We start from the raw sequence: 16,991 nt of genomic DNA on the forward strand, positions 1-16,991 counted from the left end.
GCGCCGATCGCCTTGCTCCTGCCGCTGGTTCTGCCGCTGTTCCCGCGCCGGTCCCGCGCCGGTGCGTGCTCATCGCGTGCCTGCCTTCGTCGCCGTCCGTGGGGGTGTGCGGCAGCACGCCGACCCTCCGGAATCGACGACTCGCCCGATCCGTGAGCCGGTCGGGGAGCTCGGAGTCCGCTCAAGGAAGGGGTCGGGAGCGGTTGAGGGACGGCGCGCCGCGGCCCGTCCGGCGCCGGCGGACGCTCCCCCGGTGCCCGCGCCGCCGCGGCGGCCGGTCGCGGCCGTCGAGCTGGATCCAGACGCGCACCTCGGTCCCGCCGAGCACCGACCGGCCGATCCGCACGTCGCCGCCCGTGGACTCGGCGAGACGGCGCACGATGTCCAGGCCCAGGCCGGTGGAGCCGTCCGTGCCGGAGCCCCGGCCGCGGGCCATCGCCGCGCCGGGGTCGGCTATGCCGGGGCCCGCGTCGGAGACGAGCACGATCACCGCGTCCTCGCCGTTGTGCACGTCGACGGCGAAGGCGGTGCCCTCGGGGGTGTGCCGGAAGACGTTGCCGAGCAGGGCGTCGAGGGCGGCGGCCAGGTCGGCGCGGGCCACGGGAATGCGCACCGGCCGGTCCGCCCCGGCCACGCGCCACTTACGGCCCTCGTCCTCGGCGAGCGCCGACCAGAACGCCATCCGCTCGCGCACCACCTCGGCCGCGTCGCAGCCCGCGCCGGGTCCGGCGGCGGCCGTCTGCGGCTTGGCGTCGCGGGCGGTGCGGATGATGGTGTCGACCTCGCGCTCCAGTTGCTCGACCGCCGCCCGGGTCTGCTCGGCCGCCGGGCCGTCGCCCAGCGAGGCGGCGTTGAGCCGCAGCACGGTGAGCGGGGTGCGCAGCCGGTGGGACAGGTCGGCGGCCAGCTCCCGCTCGTTGGCGAGGAGCTGGACGACCTGGTCGGCCATGGAGTTGAACGCCACGGCGGCCAGGCGCAGTTCGGTCGGCCCCTCTTCGGGCACGCGGGCGCCCAGCTTGCCCTCGCCCAGTTCACGCGCCCCCTCGACCAGCCGCCGGGCGGGACGCACCATCCGCACGCCCAGCCGGTCGGCGACCGCGACCGAGCCGACGATCAGGGCGAGGCCGACGCCCGCGAGGACCGCCCACGCCGTGCCGACGCCGTTGGTGACCTCGGACTCCGGGACGAACACCTCGACGACGGCGATCTCGCCGGAGCTGAGCGCGACCGGCTGGAGCAGGGCCGAGCCGCCGGGCACGGTGGAGGTGGAGGCACGGCCCAGCTCGCGCACGGCGGCGATGTCCTCGTCGGTGGCCCGCCGCTCCCCCGTGTCCGCGGGCTGTCCGCCGGCGGCCGCCGGGAGGTGCACGGCCAGGGGGGCGTCGGAGCCGGCCGAGGCGACGACCCGTTCGAGCTCGGCGCGGTCGGTGGTGATGGACAGCGCGGGGGCGACGGCCGCGGCCTCCCGCTCGGCGCCGGCGAAGGCGCGGTCGCGGGCCATCTCGCGGACGACCAGGCCGAGCGGGACCGCGAAGGCCACCACGACCATCACGGTCACCGCCAGCGACACCTTCACCAGGGCCCATCTCATCGGGGCGGCTCCGCCCCGGGCGCCCGCGCGGGTCCGGCCGCGCCGGCCGGCGGCTCCAGCTTCACGCCGACGCCCCGCAGGGTGTGCAGATAGCGGGGGCGGGCGGCGGTCTCGCCCAGCTTCCGGCGCAGCCAGGACAGATGGACGTCGATGGTCTGGTCGTCGCCGTACGACTGCTGCCACACCTCGGCGAGCAGCTCCCGGCGGGGCACGACCACCCCGGGCCGGCCGGCGAGGAAGGCGAGCAGGTCGAACTCGCGCCGGGTCAGGTCGAGGCGCACGCCGTCCAGTTCGGCCTGGCGGCGCAGCGGGTCGACGGTGAGGCCGCCGACCCGGATCACCGGGGAGGGCGCGGCCGCGCCGCCGCCGGAGCGGGCGCGGCGCAGCACGGCCGCCATCCGCGCGGAGAGGTGCTCGACGGAGAACGGCTTGGTCAGGTAGTCGTCCGCGCCGGCGTTGAGCAGCCGCACGATCTCCGTCTCGTCGTCGCGGGCGGTGGCGACGATGACCGGGACGTCGGTGATGCCGCGGAGCATCTTCAGGGCCTCGGAGCCGTCGAGATCCGGCAGTCCGAGGTCCAGGACGACCACGTCGAAGCGGAAATGGGCGACCTCGCGCAGCGCCTCCAGCGCGGTCCCGACGCTGCGCACGGTGTGCGAGGCGTCGGTCAGCTGCCGGATGAGCGCCGAACGTACGAACTGGTCGTCCTCGACCACGAGAACACTTGCCATGGGCGGCACCGTACGCCATGCCGGGCGGGGGCGGCCGGGGCCTGTGGACAACTCCGGACGAGCCGCCCGACGGCCTGTGGACGGGCGGTCCGCGCCGGCCCGGGGCGCGACACGGGCGGGGCGCGTGGGGCAATATGGCCCGACGATGCGCAGAGGAATCCTCCACCTACTGGCCTGGCTGCTCGCCACGGGCGCGGCGGTCACGCTGTCGTGGTGGGGCGTCAGCACGGTGATGGAGGGCACGGCCTACGATCCGCCGCGCGCCCTGCCGATCCCGGCGGGCGAGGAGGAGGCGCGGGCGGTGTCGTCGTCCACGCGCCGCCCGTCCGCCGACCCGTCGGAGTCGAAGTCGGAGTCGAAGTCGGAGTCGGAGTCGGAGTCGGAGGAGGACGGGAAGCGGACGGAGAAGTCCCGCGCGCCGTCGACGAGTCCGGCCACCGGGTCCGCGCCGCCGAGCCCGTCGCCCCCGCGCACCGCGACCCCCTCGAAGAAGCCGTCCGCGCCCGCGGCGACCGCCGCCGGCGAGGTCGAGGGCTACGACACCCGGGGCGGCCGGGCGGTGTTCGACATCGGGGAGGCGTCCGCGTCGCTGGTGTCGGCGACGCCGGGGGCCGGCTGGTCGATGCAGGTGTGGAAGACGGAGACGTGGATCCGGGTGGAGTTCGCCTCGGGCGCGGACCGGGTGACGGTGTTCTGCACCTGGCACGACGGCCCGCCGCGGGTGGAGATCGGCACGTACTGACGCAGCCTCACGCGCGTTCAGCGGAAGGCGTCGGCGGGCGGTGCCGGTGACGCCACCGCCCGGAGATCGGTCACCGGGACCGCGCCGCCGGTGAAGTCGGTGAGGCCCCGGCCGTGCAGGACCCGGCCCGTGTGCGGGTCGGAGGCGGCCCGGCGGGTCAGCTCGGCGAGCGGCAGCGGCGCGTCGGAGGCGACCAGCACGGCGTTGCCGAACCGCTTGCCGCGCAGCACGGCCGGGTCGGCGATCAGCGCGAGCTCGGCGAACCGGGCGGCGGCGGTGGCGATCTGGCCGCGCAGATGCGTGAGCGGGGGCCCGTCGGCGAGGTTGGCGGCGTAGACCCCGCCGGGGGCCAGCGCCCTGCGGACCTCGTCGAGGAACTCGGTCGAGGTCAGGTGGGCCGGGGTGCGGGCCCCGCCGAAGACGTCGGCGACGACGAGGCCGGCCCAGCCGTCGGGCACCTTGGCGAGCCCTTCCCGGGCATCCGCCGTGCGCACCCGGATCCGTGCCCGGGGGTCCGGCGGCAGTTCCCGCCGGACCAGTCGCACCAGCGCCCCGTCGCGCTCGACGACCTGCTGGGTGGAGCGGGGGCGGGTGGCGGCGACGTACCGGGCGAGGGTCAGGGCGCCGCCGCCGAGGTGCACGGCCCGCAGCGGTGCGCCGGGCGGGGCGGCGAGGTCGACGACGTGCCCGAAGCGCCGCTGGTACTCGAAGGAGAGGTGGGCGGGGTCGTCCAGGTCGACGTGCGACTGCGGCGCCCCGTCGATCAGCAGGGTCCAGGCGCGGGGCCGGTCGCGGTCCGGGACGAGCTCGGCGACCCCTCCGTCGACCTGTTCGGTGACGGCCTCGACGGCCGTCCGTCCCCGTCCGCTGCTCCTGCCCCGTCCCATGCGGTCATTGTCCCAGGCCGCGCCCCGTGCCCCGCCGGGGCCCGGCGGCCGTCCGCTCACCGGCCGCCCGGCCGCTCAACTGCAGTTGTCCGCCGCCTCGATCATCCGCTGGGCCTCCCCCAGGGCCTCGCGCAGCGCCACGGGGTCCGTCGCCAGGTCCGCCTCTCCGGGCGGCACCAGCCAGCCGGGGCCCTCCGCCGGCCGGCCGGGCGTCGGACACAGTCCGCGGCCGTCGGTCTCCGTACAGACGCTGCCGGGGACGTCCCACGCGGCCGCGGTGCCGGGCGGCACCAGGAAGCCGAGGGTGCCGCAGCCGCCGTCGTGCAGCACCGGTCCCATCGCGTCCCCGGCTCCGCGCCGCAGGATGTCCACCGCCTCCAGTCCCTGCCGGGCCGGGACGGTGACCACGTCACAGTCCGGCCCGACGGGTTCGAGGGGGTCGTTCTTCCGGCTGGTCGTCATCATCCCGGCCTCCACCACACAGATCTTGCTCGGACGAGGGGTCGGGAGTCGGGGGGCTCCCGGTCCACTGAGTGCAACGAGTCGCGCCGTCAAGGGCTACGCCGGAAGTCCGCCGCAAAGGATGGCACTTCATGGCAGATCACGGATGACATATCCGGTATGTGGCCAAACTCAACGTACCCAGTCCGTCACAGCAGGTACGTTCATGCCCGCCGGAAACAGGGTGGCACTCGGACAAGCCGCCTCGTTCCCGGCATGGTTCGACGGTTCGCAGAGAGGACCCGGCCATGGCGTCGTCATCGGTGCCCTCGTCCCAGCCAGCTCGGCCACCGCGGCCGAATCTCGTCTTCCGGCGCCTGCGCGGATCGCGTTCGCCGGCCGAGTTCGCCGCGGCGGTACGGCGGGCCGCCCGCGAGATCGGCGAGCGGGTCAGCTGTGACGCGCGGTACGTGCACCGGGTCGAGGCGGGTGAGATCCGCTGCCCGAACTACGCCTACGAGCGGGTGTTCCTGCACATGTTCCCCGGCCGCACGCTGACCGACCTGGGCTTCGCGCCCCGCTCGTCGGTCCGCGGGCGCCGGACAGGGGCAGCCGGGGACCGGCCCGAGAACCCGGCGGACGCCACGAGTGAGACCAGCGGGGCGTGCGAGCCGTATGAGACGCACGACAGGTACGACACGTACGACGAGTACGACCCGCACGACCACGAGGAGAGCGACGTGCTGCGTCGCGCATTCATGACCGGCGGCGCCACGGTGGCCGCCGCCGCCCTGGGCCCGTACGGGTTCGCCCCGGAGGCATCGGCGGCACAGCGGCCCGTGCGCCGCGCGGGGAGCACGGACGCGTGCGCCCTGGAGGAGGCGGTGCGCCGGATCCGGGTGCTCGACGACCGGCACGGGGCGGACGGGCTCTACCGCCGTGCGGCGGCCCCGCTGCGCGCCGCGTACGAGCTGCTGGACGCGGGGGCGGTCCGGCAGCGCACGGCGGACCGGCTGTACGCGGGCGCGGGGGAGCTGGCCATCTCGGTGGGCTGGCTGGCGCACGACTCGGGCCGCTTCGACGACGCGCGCTCCCACTACGCGGAGGCGCTGGCGACCGCCCGGGTGACGGGCGACCCCGCGCTGGAGGCGCACGCGTTCTGCAACACGGCGTTCCTCGCGCGGGACGCGGGCCGCCCCCGGGAGGCGGTGCGGGCGGCGCAGGCCGCCCAGCGGGCGGCGCGCCCGCTCGGCTCGCCCCGGCTGATGTCGCTCCTCGCCCTGCGCGAGGCGGGCGGCTGGGCCGGGCTCGCCGACCGCGCGGGCTGCGAGCAGGCGCTGGTGCGGGCCCAGGCGTACTTCGACCGCGGGCCCGCGGAGGCGGACCCCGAGTGGATGACCTTCTACGGGGAGGCCGAGCTGGAGGGCCTGGAGGCGCAGTGCTGGTCCACGCTGGGCGACTGGCCGCGCGCGGCGCGCCACGCCCGCCGGGCGGCGGAGCTCCAGGAGCCGCACTTCACCCGCAACCTCGCGCTGTACACGGCGGAGTTGGCCGACGACCTGGCCCGCGGCGGCCGTCCCGACGAGGCCGCGCAGGCCGGGATGCGCGCCCTGGACCTGCTGAGCGACGTCCAGTCGTCCCGCGTCCGCTCGATGCTGTCCGGCACCTCCCGCGTGCTGCTGCCGCACCGCCGCACGTCCGGCGTCTCGGAGTTCCTGCACCGCCACGCCTCCTTGCCGCGCACGGTGTGACCCCGAAGGACGCGGACCGCGGGGCCCCGCCGGCGCAGGGGGGACGCCGGCGGGCCCGTGGCGTCCGGGGCGGGTCACGCGGCCCGGGCGGCGCGCCCTGGAGTGAGGAAGGCGGATGCGGGATGTGCCGGGCCGGCGCACCGGGTTCCCGGAGACCGTCACCGGGCTGCTCGGCCGGGCGGGCGTCGAGCCCTCCGACGCGGCGGGACGGCACTTCGTGATGCTCAGGGACGGCGCGACGGCGGCCGGCCGCCTCTTCGAGCCCGAGCTGGTCCGCGAGACCTTCCTGAACGGCGTCGAGAGCATGCTCACGGCGGGCGCCCCCGGCCTCCTCCCCTGACGCCCGCGCGCGTGGGCGTCAGGGGAGGAGGTGCCCCACGTCGTTCCAGCTCTCCACGGCCGGTTCGCCGTACGCCCAGCCCAGGACCGACAGGGACGTCGGGCTGAGGCGGACGCGGGCCGCGAAGTCGAGGGGCAGGCCCAGCCAGCGGGCGCCGAGGGAGCGCAGGATGTGGCCGTGGGCGAAGACCAGCACGTCCCGGTCGGCGGAGCGGGCCCAGGCGACCACCTCGTCCGCGCGGGCCGTCACCTCGGCGAGCGTCTCGCCCTCGGGGACGCCGTCCCGCCAGATGAGCCAGCCCGGCCGCACCGCCTGGATCTCCGCCGGGGTCATGCCCTCGTACGCGCCGTAGTCCCACTCCAGGAGCGCGTCCCAGTGCTCCGCGCGGTCGCCGAAGCCGGCCAGTTCGCAGGTCTCCCGCGCGCGGGACAGCGGGCTGGTGCGCACCTCGACGTCCGGCAGCCCGTCGTACGGCGGTCGGTGCAGGCGCTCGCCCAGCAGCTTCGCTCCGCGGCGGCCCTCCTCCAGCAACGGCACGTCGGTCCTGCCGGTGTGCTTGCCGGACAGCGACCACGCGGTCTGTCCGTGCCGGGCCAGCAGGATGCGCGGAGCCATGGGGAACCTTCCGGGACATGCACAGGCGGAACACGTCCATCATCGCTCACCCCGGTCGCGGGCAACCGAGGGGGCGGCCCGCGCGTCTGTCCGGTAGCGAGGGCGTGTACGCGGGTGGACGCGCACACACCGTAAAGTGGCTGGCCGCCGACAAGCACAGCGCGAGGAGAAGGGGGAGCGATCGGATGCCGCACACCGAGACACCGGGCACCGAGGCGGTCCCGGCGACCCGGATGCGCTGGTGGACGGAGCTGCCGCTCATCCTCCTCGTGTACGCCTGCTACTCCGCCGGACGGCTCGTCGTCCGCGGCGACGTCTCCGACGCCGTCGACCACGGCCTGGCGATCCTGCGCATCGAGAAGGCGCTGCACCTCAACGCGGAACACCCGCTGAACCGCCTGTTCACCCGCGAGCCGTGGCTCGGCATACCCGCCGACTTCTGGTACGCGTCCCTGCACTACCTGGTGACCCCGGTGGTCCTCGTGTGGCTGTTCCGCTCCCGCGCGGTGCACTACCGCGCGGCCCGGACCTGGCTGATGACGTCGACGTTCATCGGCCTGATCGGCTTCACCCTGCTGCCCACCTGCCCGCCCCGGCTGCTCGACGCGAGCCACGGCTTCGTGGACACGATGGCGTACTACAGCTCGTGGGGCTGGTGGGGCGGCGAGGCGAGCGCCCCGCGGGGCCTCGGCGGCATGACCAACCAGTACGCGGCGATGCCCAGCCTCCACGTGGGATGGGCGCTGTGGTGCGGGGTGGTCCTCTGGAAGCACGGGCGCGGGCGCTGGACCAGGGCGGCCGCGGTGATCTACCCGCTGGTGACCACGATCGTGGTGATGGGCACCGCGAACCACTACTTCCTCGACGCGCTCGCGGGCGCCGCCGTGATGGGCGCGGGCCTGCTGCTGGCCCCGCACGTGATGCGGTACGCGGGCCTCGTGAAGGCCCGCTTCCGGACCGGTGCGGCGGCCGCCCCGGCGGTCTCTCCCGCCACGGATGCCACGATTGTCAGTGCCGGATGCCACACTTCCGCGGGTGAGCGAATTCCACGGCAGCGGCATCCCGAGTCGCGGTACGGACCAGGAGCCGAACCGGGTGCCTCCCCCTCGGACGCGGGGGAAGAGGCTCCGGCACCGGCTCGCTGAGCTGCGCGGTCCCGAGGTGCAGGCCAAAGCACTGGACGCGCGCGCCCTGGCCGCCCTCGCCGCCAACCCGGGCTGCAGACGGCGCGCGATCCTCGACGGCGCCGGGGTGGACAAGGCGGCGCTGGCCGGCGCGCTGGGTTCCCCCTCGGTCTTCGGCCAGTCGCAGTTCGCGTTCGTCCGGGGCAACGCCTTCGAGGCGAAGGTCAAGGCCGACGGCGGCACGGAGCTGCTGCGCCTCGCCCACGAGAAGCTGGACCGCGGGGCCGAACCGCCCGCCGGGGCCCGGGTGCCCGACCTCACCGCGCAGGGCCCCGAGGGCCGCACGGCGCGTACGGAGCTGGCGCTGCGCGAGGCCGCCGAGGCGCCCGGCGCGTGGACGCTGCTGGACCATCCGATGCTCGCCCTGGACGTGGCGGGCTCGCCCGCGTTCCTGGAGCCGGACGCGGTGGTGGTGCACCCGGACGGCAGCTGGACGGTCGTCGAGATCAAGTCGTTCCCCCTGCTGGACGGGGCCGCCGACCCGGCGAAGGTCGGCGCGGCCGCCCGCCAGGCCGCGGTGTACGTGCTGGCCCTGGAGCGGGTCGCCGAGCGGCTCGACCCGCCGCCCCGGGTGCGCCACCGCGTCCTGCTGGTGTGCCCGAAGGACTTCTCCAACCTGCCGGCCGCCTCCGCCGTGGACGTGCGCAAGCAGCGCGCGGTGACCGCCCGTCAGCTCGCCCGGCTCACCCGCATCGAGGAGATCGCCGACACCCTCCCGGAGGGCACCTGCTTCTCCCCCGAGCTGCCCCCCGAGCGGCTCGAGCAGGCCGTGGAGTCGGTCCCGGCGACCTACGCGCCGGAGTGCCTGTCCGCGTGCGAGCTGGCCTTCCACTGCCGTGACCGCTCCCGCGCGGCCGGCGCCGTGACCTCCCTGGGCCGTCCGGTGCGCGCGGAGTTGGGCGGCCTGACCACCGTCGGGGACGTGCTGGCGGCGGCCCGCGGCGAGGCGGGCGACCCCGACGACCCGGCGGTGGCCGCGCTGCGCCGGGCCGCCGCCCTGCGCGCCGAGGCGCTGGCGTCCGCGCGGGAGGTGGCCGCGTGTCGCTGATCTCCACCCTGGCCCGGCTCGAGGCGGTCGACACCGGGCGCGCCCAGCCGGCCGCCACCGTCCGGCACCGGCACCTGTCCGCGCGGCCCCTGGTGTTCGTGCCGCTCATCACCGCCGGCGAGGCGGGCGCCCCGCTCGGCGCGCTGGTGGGCACCGACCGGGACGCGCCGCGGCTGTTGGTGGTGCCGCAGCCGCGCGACCGCGAGCTGCGGTTCGCGTTCCTCGCCGAACTGGCCGACGTGGTCCTGCCGTACGTGGACGGCTTCGCGGACGCCGTGGAGGCCGCCGAGCGCTCGGAGACCGACCCGGAGACCGGCAAGCGGGTCAAGGTCGAGGTCGAGCTGTGCGCGGACGCGCCCCAGCTGATCGTGCCGAGCCGGGCCGGCATCGACCTCGTACGCCTGCTCGGCCGGTCCATGCGGTTCCGGCGCACCGCGGAGCAGGACCCGGAGACGCCGTTCCCGGCGCCGCCCCGGGTGCCGCTGCTCGGGCGCTGGCTGACGCACTTCGGGGAGCGGGCCCGGGTGCCCGGCTCCTGCCTGCTGCTCGCCATGACCGACGTGCTGGGCCGGCACTGGGCGACCGGCCAGTCCACGCTGGAGGACCAGCACCTGGGGGCGCTGCTCGCCTGGATCGACCCGCCCGAGGGCCGCTCCGGGGCGGAGGCCGCCCAGGAGGCGGAGCTGGCGCGGGACGGCGACGGCCAGCTGGTGTGCCCGCCCGCGGGCCCGGCGACCGACCCGGCGTTCGACAACAAGCTGCTCGCCCCGGCCATCGAGCGCTACGACCGCGCCCGCACCGCGCTCGCCGCCGCCGAGGACGGCGTGGAGGCCGACGGCCGGCTGGGCGCGCTGACCGCCGCCGAGCGGGAGATCCGCGCGCTGGTGGAGAGCCGCACGCGGCCCACCTGGGACGCGGTGTGGCGGGGCCTGGACCTGCTGCGGGAGCTACCGGAGGGCGCCCGGGTGGAGGAGCGCTGGACGCGCGACCGCTGGTCGTTCACCGGCCACCGCGACCGGGTGGCGGCCGGGGAGCCGCCGCAGCCGCGCCGCGACGACGCGGTGACGGCGGCGAACAAGCTGGCCGCCCGCGAGCGGGAGCAGGCCCGTCTGGAGGCGCAGGAGGCGCTCGACGACCCGCTGGTGATGGCGGCGCGGCGGCTGTCCGGGGAGGCGTTCGCCGGGGAGGTCGTCGACGTGGTGATGGCGTACAGCGAGAGCAGGCGGCCGAGCCCGCGCCCGCTGGTCACGGTCCGCACGGACGACCGGCCCCACCTGGGGGAGCGCGTGAAGGTGTACCGCTCGCTGGGCGGGAAGCCGCAGACGGCCGAGTTCGCCGGGTACGAGGGGAGCCCCGAGGAGGGGCTGCTGGTCCTGCGGATCATGGACAAGATGGGCCGGGGCAAGGAGCCGGAGCCCGGTTCGGTGCCGGAGAAGGGCGACCGGCTGTGCTTCACGCTCTTCGAGCACGAGCCGCGCGGCGGGGCGAAGCTGCCCGACCCGGAGGAGACCCCGTGGACGCACGGCGGCCCGCCCGGTGAGGATCCCGCCCCCGAGCCCGCCGACCCGGTGACCGAGGAGGACCTGCTGTGACCGCCCCCGTCGAGGAGACGGCGTTCGACCCCGGCTCCGCGGCCGCCCGCGCCACGGACGCGATCCTCCACGACACGCTCCACGGCCCCGCGCGCGGTGTCGTCGTCGACTCCCCGCCCGGCGCCGGCAAGTCCACGCTGGTGGTGCGCGCGGCGCTGGAGCTGGCCGGGGCGGGCCGCCCGCTGATGGTGGTGGCGCAGACCAACGCCCAGGTCGACGACCTCGTCCTCCGCCTCGCCGAGAAGGACCCCGACCTGCCGGTGGGCCGCCTGCACAGCAGCGACACCGACCCCTACGACAAGGCGCTCGACAGCCTGGACCAGGTGCGCACGTCGGCGAAGGCGGCCGACCTCGCCGGGCTGCCGGTGGTGCTGTCGACGGCGGCGAAGTGGGCGCACGTGAAGAACGTGGAGCCGTGGCAGCACGCCATCGTCGACGAGGCCTACCAGATGCGCTCGGACGCGCTGCTCGCCGTGGCCGGACTGTTCGAGCGGGCGCTGTTCGTGGGCGACCCGGGGCAGCTCGACCCGTTCTCCCTCGTGGGCGCCGAACAGTGGGCGGGCCTCTCCTACGACCCGTCGGGCTCGGCCGTCACCACCCTCCTCGCCCACAACCCGGATCTGCCCCAGCACCGCCTGCCGGTGTCCTGGCGGCTGCCCGCCTCGGCGGCGCCGCTGGTGTCGGACGCGTTCTACCCGTTCACCCCGTTCCGCAGCGGCACCGGCCACGGCGACCGCGCCCTGACCCTGGCCGTCCCGTCGGACGGCTCGGGCCCGGACCGGGTGATCGACGAGGCGGCCGAGTCCGGCTGGGGCCTGCTGGAGCTGCCCGCCCGGCACACCCCGCGCACCGACCCGGAGGCGGTGGGGGCGGTCGCCCAGGTGGTCCGCCGGCTGCTGGACCGGGGCGGCGCGGCGGTCTCCGAGCGCTCCCCCGACCCGACCCCGCTCACCGCGGACCGCGTCGCCGTCGGCACCGCCCACCGCGACCAGGCGGCCGCGATCCGCTCGGCGCTGGCCGACCTGGGCGTGCCGGACGTGACCGTCGACACCGCGAACCGCCTCCAGGGCCGCGAGTACGACGTGACGGTCGTCCTGCACCCGCTGTCCGGCCGCCCCGACGCCACCGCCTTCCACCTGGAGACCGGCCGCCTCTGCGTGCTGGCCTCCCGCCACCGCCACGCCTGCATCGTCGTCTGCCGCGAGGGCGTGACCGACCTCCTGGACGACTACCCGTCCACCGAACCGGTCCAGCTCGGGACGCTGGTGAAGTTCCCGGACGGCTGGGAGGCGAACCACGCGGTGCTGTCGCATCTGGCGGAGCACCGGGTGCGGTGGCGGCCTTGATCCCTCGTCAGCCTCCGGAACGCCGGCGTGGAGCTACCCGCCGAACACCGTCGCGGCCGCTGAGGTCGAGAGGGTGAGGTGGCAGGTCACGGAGGCTCCGGACCGAGTCCGGTCTCGGCTGTGAAGCCGTCGAGGATCTCGGATCGGCATGGGATGCCGCGCACGTGGTTCTTCACGAGTGGGGTCGGATCGTCGACCGTGCGGGGGCGGGGTTGACCAGGGACGTCTTCAGAGGGGCCCACACGCCTTCGACCGGGTTGAGGTCGGGCGCGTAGGGCGGGAGCTTGACGATGGTCAGCCGATCGCCGTTGCGGTCGCGGAACTCCCGCGAGGACTCGGCGTGATGAGTGCTGGCGTTGTTCCACACCACCATCGGCGGGGCACCGCCGAACTGCCGGCAGGCAGAGGACGGCAGGTCCGCGAACTCGTGGTCCGGAAAGCCCTCCTGCTCGCCGGTACGGCCCCGGTAGGTCTGAGGATCAGAGCGTATCGATTTCGTTCCCCTTTGAATCGATGATCGCGTAGTCGCCGGGACAGGGGACCCAAACCCCAATCCCGTTAGGCCACGAGACAATCTCGAGCGAGGCCACGTTCGAGATTGCGGTCCGGAGGAAGACCGCCTCACCGTCACTCAGGGAGAAGGTGGTGCCTGCCGGCTCGAAGCACACCTCGACGCTTTCCCCTGGCGCCGCCGCAAATTCCAGGTCTACGACCTGCTCTTCGGCAGGATGACGTTGATGGCCTCCAGCACCTCGACCGGCGCCTCGGCAGCCTGGGCTGCCGCGTGAAGGATCATGGCGAGCCTGAGCGAGGCACGCTGGTGGCGGATGCCGGGGGCGGAGGACATCACGAGGGACTCCCCCAGCAGTTCATAGCGGGTGGTGCGGTCTTCGGGCAGGGCGAGGACGTCGGCGACGGTCCAGGGCCCCGTGTGGTCGACGGCAACGCTCATGTCCCTCTCACCTCCTCGTCCGCCCTGCGAGCCACGGCATGTCCGGCAGGCGGTACACGGCCAGCATACGGGCGCTCTTACCTGCTGACACGGGCTTTCGCTGTCACGAGCGAGACTCCGAACACGCGTGCTGCCAGACTCTTTGCCGGTGACGGCATCGGCATGGCTCGCACACGGCTGACCTGGTCTGTCGAGTGCTGATGCGTCGAGAGGCCCTGCGGCCGACCGGCCGTCCCGGAGCACTGTCTCCGCGCGGCCAGGGGCTCGGGTCGGGCGGCGGGGCGGCGCTCTTGCCCCGGCCACCGTCCCCGACCAGCGGTTGCCGGCCCACCCGTCAGCACACGCTCCGATCAGCGCCGGCCCTCGACCGCCCTTCCGGTCGACGGCAAGGTCCAGCGGCTGTGGCGGCTCCGGCGGGGAGGCACAGGTACCACAGGGCGGCGACTCGGTGCCGACGCTGCCGCTGCTCCCCCGCCTGGCCAAGGCACCGGACGCGTCGCCGGCCATCGGCCCGGACGGTGACCGTTCGGCCGGCACCGGGTCTCCCCGCAGCGGGTGAGCGGTCGAGCACGGGTACGGCACACACCCCCGGCCGGGGGAATAACCGGGGACCACCCCCGGTTCCCCCACCGCACATGCACCGAGTGCGAGAACGTACGACAGGAGGCACCCACGTGACCGCAGACGACGAGATCAGGGGCACCGCACACGGCACCGCCCCCGTGCCCCTCTCCGTTCTCGACCTGGTCACGGTGGGGGCCGGGCGGACCGCGTCCGACGCGCTGCGGACCAGTGTGGAGCTGGCGAAGCTCGGCGAGGCGCGCGGGTACCACCGGTACTGGGTGGCCGAGCACCACTCCATGCCGGGCGTGGCCTCCTCCTCGCCCGCCGTGATCCTCGCGCACCTGGCCGCGCACACGGAGCGGATCCGGCTCGGGTCGGGCGGGGTCATGCTGCCCAACCACGCGCCCCTCGTGATCGCCGAGCAGTTCGGCACGCTGGAGGCCATGGCACCGGGACGGATCGACCTGGGGCTCGGGCGGGCGCCCGGCACCGACGGCGCGACCGCCGCCGCCCTGCGCCGCACCGACCGGCTGAACGAGGGCGCCGACGACTTCCCGCAGCAGCTCGCCGAGCTGACCCGCTTCCTGGACGACGACTTCCCCGACGGGCACCCCTACCGGCGGATCCACGCCGTGCCCGGCCCGGTGCAGGCCACCTCGCCCGGCGGGGTGCAGTCCCCGCACCGGCCGCCGGTGTGGCTGCTGGGCTCCTCCGGGTTCAGCGCCCGGCTGGCCGGCATGCTCGGCCTGCCGTTCGCCTTCGCCCACCACTTCTCCGCGCAGAACACCGTCCCCGCGCTGGACCTGTACCGGGAGAGCTTCCGGCCGAGCGGGGTGCTGGACGCGCCGTACGCGCTGATCGGGGTCGCCGCGCTCGCCGCCGACGACGAGAAGGAGGCGCGCCGCCAGGTGCTGGCCGCCGCGCTGAACATGGTGCGGCTGCGCACCGGACGCCCGGGGCTCGTGCCCACGCCCGAGGAGGCGGAGGCGTACGACTTCAGCCCGATGGAGCGGGAGTTCGTGGAGTCCTGGAACGCCAACGTGATCCACGGCACGGCGGACGAGGTGCGGGCCGGCCTTGACGACCTGCAGAAGCGCACCGGCGCCGACGAGCTGATGCTCACCGCCAACGCGCACGGCGGTGACGTCCGGGTGCGGTCGTACGAACTGATCGCCGACGCCTACGGGTTGCCGACGCCCGCCTGAATCCCGGGTGTGCCGAGCAGTTCGGAGATGCGGTCGGGCGGGACGGGCCGTGAGTACAGCCAGCCCTGACCGGTGTCGCAGCCGATCCGGCGCAGCCGGGTGGCCTGCGCGGAGGTCTCCACGCACTCCGCGGTGACGGTCAGCCCCAGCCGGTGGGCGAGTTGCACCATCGCCTCGACGATGACCTCGTCCGCCGGGCTGGCCTTCGCCGTGCGGTCCTCGATCTGGAAGCCGCGCACGAAGGAGCCGTCGAGCTTCAGCACCGAGACCGGGAGCCTGCTGAGGTAGGCGAGGTTGGAGTAGCCGGTGCCGAAGTCGTCGATGGCGATGCGCACGCCCATGTCGCTGAGCGCCTTCAGGGTCTGCAACGGCCGGCCGGAGGAGCCCATCACCGCGGACTCGGTCAGTTCCAGCTGGAGCAGGTGCGGGGGCAGGCCGGTCTCCTTCAGGATGTCGGCGACGTCCGCGACCAGGTCGGAGTCCCAGAGCTGACGGACCGCGACGTTGACGCTGACGAAGATCGGCGGCTCGTCCGGGTGCTGGGTCTGCCAGTCGCGTGCCTGGCGGCAGGCGGTGCGCAGCACCCAGCGGCCGAGCGGCACGATCGAGCCGTCCTCCTCCGCGAGGGAGATGAACCGATTCGGCGTGAGCGTGCCGAAGCCCGGGTGGTGCCAGCGGATCAGGGCCTCCACCCCGTGCACGCGGTCGTCGTCCATGCCCACCAGCGGCTGGTACTCCAGCGCGAACTCGCCGCGGTCGATGGCCGGCCGGAGGGAGGAGGCGAGGGTCTGGCGGGTGACGCGGGAGGCGTTGCGCTCCGGGTCGAACAGCGTCCAGCGGGCCTTGCCGTCGGCCTTCGCCCAGTACAGCGTGGTGTCGGCGGCCTGCATCAGCGCGGTGGGGGTGGTCCCGGCGGCGTGCCGCTCGACCACGCCGATGGAGGCGGACACCGACAGGCGGCGGCCGGACAGGTCGAAGGGTTCCTGGATCGCGCCGAGCAGTGACTCGGCGAGGTCGGCGAGCTGTTCGGTGCCGGTGGAGTCCTCCACGAGCAGGGCGAACTCGTCGCCGCCGAGCCGGGCGACCAGCGGGATGCCGGCCCGGGCGCGGCCCGCGTCCTGCGCGCACCGGGTGAGCCGGTCGGCGACGGCGGCGAGGAGCTGGTCGCCGACGCGGTGGCCGAGGGTGTCGTTGACGGCCTTGAAGCCGTCCAGGTCGAGGTAGCAGAGCCCGATCCGGCCGGTGCCGCTCTCCGCGTACGACTCCGCCTCCAACGCGCTGGTCAGGCGTTCGAAGAACAGGGTGCGGTTGGGCAGCCGGGTCACCGGGTCGTGCATGCGCAGGTGCCGCAGCCGGGCCTGGAGGGCGCGGTGGTCGCTGATGTCGGCGACGGACAGCAGGACGCCGCCGCCGTCGGAGGGCAGCGGGGCGACCGTGACCCGCACCCACAGGGCGTGTCCCTCGGGGTGTTTCAGCCGGCGGGTGCAGCGCAGCCGGGCGCGGCGGCCGCGCAGCAGCTCGCGGTAGGCGTGCCAGGTGCGGGCGTCGGAGGCGAGGTCCACCAGGTCGGCGGCGACGGCGCCGGCGAGGGTGTCCTGGTCGCGGCCCAGCAGGTCGGCGAGGGCGGCGTTGGCGCCGGTGACGGTGCCCTCGCGGTCGACGACGGCCATGGCGAGGGGGGCGGCGGTGAAGACGGAGCGGTACGACGGGGGCGCGGGCGAGCGCGAGGCGAGGTGCTCGGCGGGCTCGGCGGCCTCCGCCGGTCCGGTGAGCCCGGCGGCCTTCGCGGCCTCCGTGGGCTCCGCGGGCTCCGCAGGTTCGATGCGCTCGGCAGGCCCGGTGAGTCCGGGGGCCTCCGCCGGTCCGGTGGTCCCGGCGGCCTTCGCCGGTCCAGCGGTCCCGGCGGCCTCCGCCGGTCCGGTGAGCCCGGCGGCCTTCGCTGCCTCCGAGGGCTCCGCCGGTTCGATGCGCTCGACAGGCCCGGTGAGGCCGGCGGCCTCCG

General features: G+C 75.2%; 16 protein-coding genes. 8 read left to right on the forward strand and 8 right to left on the reverse strand.

What is annotated here, in order from left to right:
• Positions 1 to 181: 181 nt before the first annotated feature.
• Together ACWH4W_RS01740 and ACWH4W_RS01745 are read right to left on the reverse strand one after the other, a co-directional pair.
• The gene (locus tag ACWH4W_RS01740; protein WP_473074092.1) at positions 182 to 1,591 is read right to left on the reverse strand and encodes a sensor histidine kinase; all 1,410 of its coding nucleotides are present in this window, start codon (positions 1,589 to 1,591) and stop codon (positions 182 to 184) included.
• Positions 1,588 to 2,322 carry a response regulator transcription factor gene (locus ACWH4W_RS01745; RefSeq protein ID WP_473074093.1) on the reverse strand — a complete coding sequence of 245 codons (735 nt, stop codon included), beginning with the start codon at positions 2,320 to 2,322 and terminating at the stop codon, positions 1,588 to 1,590. Before ACWH4W_RS01745 ends, ACWH4W_RS01740 begins: the two co-directional genes overlap by 4 nt.
• Positions 2,323 to 2,467: 145 nt before the next feature.
• On the opposite strand from ACWH4W_RS01745, the gene ACWH4W_RS01750 reads away from it, so the two are divergent.
• Entirely contained in the window at positions 2,468 to 3,064 is a 597-nt protein-coding gene (locus ACWH4W_RS01750) for a hypothetical protein (RefSeq protein ID WP_473074094.1), read from the forward strand.
• A 17-nt stretch (positions 3,065 to 3,081) separates the two neighbouring features.
• Here the strand turns inward: ACWH4W_RS01750 and ACWH4W_RS01755 are convergent, their stop codons facing one another.
• Together ACWH4W_RS01755 and ACWH4W_RS01760 are read right to left on the reverse strand one after the other, a co-directional pair.
• On the reverse strand, positions 3,082 to 3,951 hold the full coding sequence (locus ACWH4W_RS01755) for a spermidine synthase (RefSeq protein WP_473074095.1): 870 nt from the start codon (positions 3,949 to 3,951) through the stop codon (positions 3,082 to 3,084).
• A 75-nt stretch (positions 3,952 to 4,026) separates the two neighbouring features.
• A complete protein-coding gene (locus ACWH4W_RS01760) occupies positions 4,027 to 4,416 on the reverse strand; it encodes a hypothetical protein (protein WP_473074096.1) in 390 nt (129 codons plus the stop codon).
• Between the two features lie 284 nt (positions 4,417 to 4,700).
• On the opposite strand from ACWH4W_RS01760, the gene ACWH4W_RS01765 reads away from it, so the two are divergent.
• The gene (locus ACWH4W_RS01765) at positions 4,701 to 6,143 is read left to right on the forward strand and encodes an NsdA family TPR-like regulatory protein (RefSeq protein ID WP_473074097.1); all 1,443 of its coding nucleotides are present in this window, start codon (positions 4,701 to 4,703) and stop codon (positions 6,141 to 6,143) included.
• A gap of 115 nt (positions 6,144 to 6,258) precedes the next feature.
• Positions 6,259 to 6,483: a hypothetical protein gene (locus ACWH4W_RS01770; RefSeq protein ID WP_473074098.1), complete on the forward strand. Its 225-nt coding sequence runs from the start codon at positions 6,259 to 6,261 to the stop codon at positions 6,481 to 6,483.
• Between the two features lie 18 nt (positions 6,484 to 6,501).
• Here the strand turns inward: ACWH4W_RS01770 and ACWH4W_RS01775 are convergent, their stop codons facing one another.
• Positions 6,502 to 7,098 (reverse strand): histidine phosphatase family protein, encoded by a 597-nt coding sequence (locus ACWH4W_RS01775; protein WP_473074099.1) that lies wholly within the window; start codon positions 7,096 to 7,098, stop codon positions 6,502 to 6,504.
• Positions 7,099 to 7,283: 185 nt separating this feature from the next.
• Here ACWH4W_RS01775 and ACWH4W_RS01780 point away from each other — a divergent pair, with 185 nt between their 5' ends.
• From ACWH4W_RS01780 to ACWH4W_RS01795, 4 genes are read left to right on the forward strand one after another with little or no spacing between them, the layout of a single operon-like run.
• Complete coding sequence (locus tag ACWH4W_RS01780; protein WP_473074100.1) at positions 7,284 to 8,243, forward strand: phosphatase PAP2 family protein; 960 nt, start codon at positions 7,284 to 7,286, stop codon at positions 8,241 to 8,243.
• Positions 8,194 to 9,330 carry a hypothetical protein gene (locus ACWH4W_RS01785; protein WP_473074101.1) on the forward strand — a complete coding sequence of 379 codons (1,137 nt, stop codon included), beginning with the start codon at positions 8,194 to 8,196 and terminating at the stop codon, positions 9,328 to 9,330. Before ACWH4W_RS01780 ends, ACWH4W_RS01785 begins: the two co-directional genes overlap by 50 nt.
• Positions 9,321 to 10,922: a hypothetical protein gene (locus tag ACWH4W_RS01790; protein ID WP_473074102.1), complete on the forward strand. Its 1,602-nt coding sequence runs from the start codon at positions 9,321 to 9,323 to the stop codon at positions 10,920 to 10,922. The genes ACWH4W_RS01785 and ACWH4W_RS01790 overlap by 10 nt, the downstream gene beginning before the upstream one ends.
• Positions 10,919 to 12,268: an AAA domain-containing protein gene (locus ACWH4W_RS01795; protein ID WP_473074103.1), complete on the forward strand. Its 1,350-nt coding sequence runs from the start codon at positions 10,919 to 10,921 to the stop codon at positions 12,266 to 12,268. Before ACWH4W_RS01790 ends, ACWH4W_RS01795 begins: the two co-directional genes overlap by 4 nt.
• Before the next feature lie 172 nt (positions 12,269 to 12,440).
• Here the strand turns inward: ACWH4W_RS01795 and ACWH4W_RS01800 are convergent, their stop codons facing one another.
• Together ACWH4W_RS01800 and ACWH4W_RS01805 are read right to left on the reverse strand one after the other, a co-directional pair.
• The gene (locus tag ACWH4W_RS01800; protein ID WP_473074104.1) at positions 12,441 to 12,899 is read right to left on the reverse strand and encodes a transposase; all 459 of its coding nucleotides are present in this window, start codon (positions 12,897 to 12,899) and stop codon (positions 12,441 to 12,443) included.
• Between the two features lie 75 nt (positions 12,900 to 12,974).
• Positions 12,975 to 13,220, reverse strand: a complete 246-nt coding sequence (locus ACWH4W_RS01805; protein ID WP_473074105.1) for a hypothetical protein — start codon at positions 13,218 to 13,220, stop codon at positions 12,975 to 12,977.
• A gap of 635 nt (positions 13,221 to 13,855) precedes the next feature.
• On the opposite strand from ACWH4W_RS01805, the gene ACWH4W_RS01810 reads away from it, so the two are divergent.
• Positions 13,856 to 14,989, forward strand: coding sequence for an LLM class flavin-dependent oxidoreductase (locus ACWH4W_RS01810; RefSeq protein ID WP_473074106.1), 1,134 nt, complete (start codon positions 13,856 to 13,858; stop codon positions 14,987 to 14,989).
• Here the strand turns inward: ACWH4W_RS01810 and ACWH4W_RS01815 are convergent.
• Entirely contained in the window at positions 14,965 to 16,812 is a 1,848-nt protein-coding gene (locus ACWH4W_RS01815; protein WP_473077387.1) for a putative bifunctional diguanylate cyclase/phosphodiesterase, read from the reverse strand. The two genes, ACWH4W_RS01810 and ACWH4W_RS01815, sit on opposite strands and share 25 nt — an antisense overlap.
• Positions 16,813 to 16,991: the final 179 nt, after the last annotated feature.

It is taken from the genome of Streptomyces sp. DSM 120436 (assembly GCF_055778765.1).

Coding starts and splice junctions, on each gene's coding strand:
- ACWH4W_RS01740 (WP_473074092.1), bottom strand. CDS start 1,591: ATGAGATGGGCCCTGGTGAAGGTGTCGCTGGCGGTGACCGTGATGGTC.
- ACWH4W_RS01745 (WP_473074093.1), bottom strand. CDS start 2,322: ATGGCAAGTGTTCTCGTGGTCGAGGACGACCAGTTCGTACGTTCGGCG.
- ACWH4W_RS01750 (WP_473074094.1), top strand. CDS start 2,468: ATGCGCAGAGGAATCCTCCACCTACTGGCCTGGCTGCTCGCCACGGGC.
- ACWH4W_RS01755 (WP_473074095.1), bottom strand. CDS start 3,951: ATGGGACGGGGCAGGAGCAGCGGACGGGGACGGACGGCCGTCGAGGCC.
- ACWH4W_RS01760 (WP_473074096.1), bottom strand. CDS start 4,416: ATGATGACGACCAGCCGGAAGAACGACCCCCTCGAACCCGTCGGGCCG.
- ACWH4W_RS01765 (WP_473074097.1), top strand. CDS start 4,701: ATGGCGTCGTCATCGGTGCCCTCGTCCCAGCCAGCTCGGCCACCGCGG.
- ACWH4W_RS01770 (WP_473074098.1), top strand. CDS start 6,259: ATGCGGGATGTGCCGGGCCGGCGCACCGGGTTCCCGGAGACCGTCACC.
- ACWH4W_RS01775 (WP_473074099.1), bottom strand. CDS start 7,098: ATGGCTCCGCGCATCCTGCTGGCCCGGCACGGACAGACCGCGTGGTCG.
- ACWH4W_RS01780 (WP_473074100.1), top strand. CDS start 7,284: ATGCCGCACACCGAGACACCGGGCACCGAGGCGGTCCCGGCGACCCGG.
- ACWH4W_RS01805 (WP_473074105.1), bottom strand. CDS start 13,220: ATGAGCGTTGCCGTCGACCACACGGGGCCCTGGACCGTCGCCGACGTC.
- ACWH4W_RS01810 (WP_473074106.1), top strand. CDS start 13,856: ATGCACCGAGTGCGAGAACGTACGACAGGAGGCACCCACGTGACCGCA.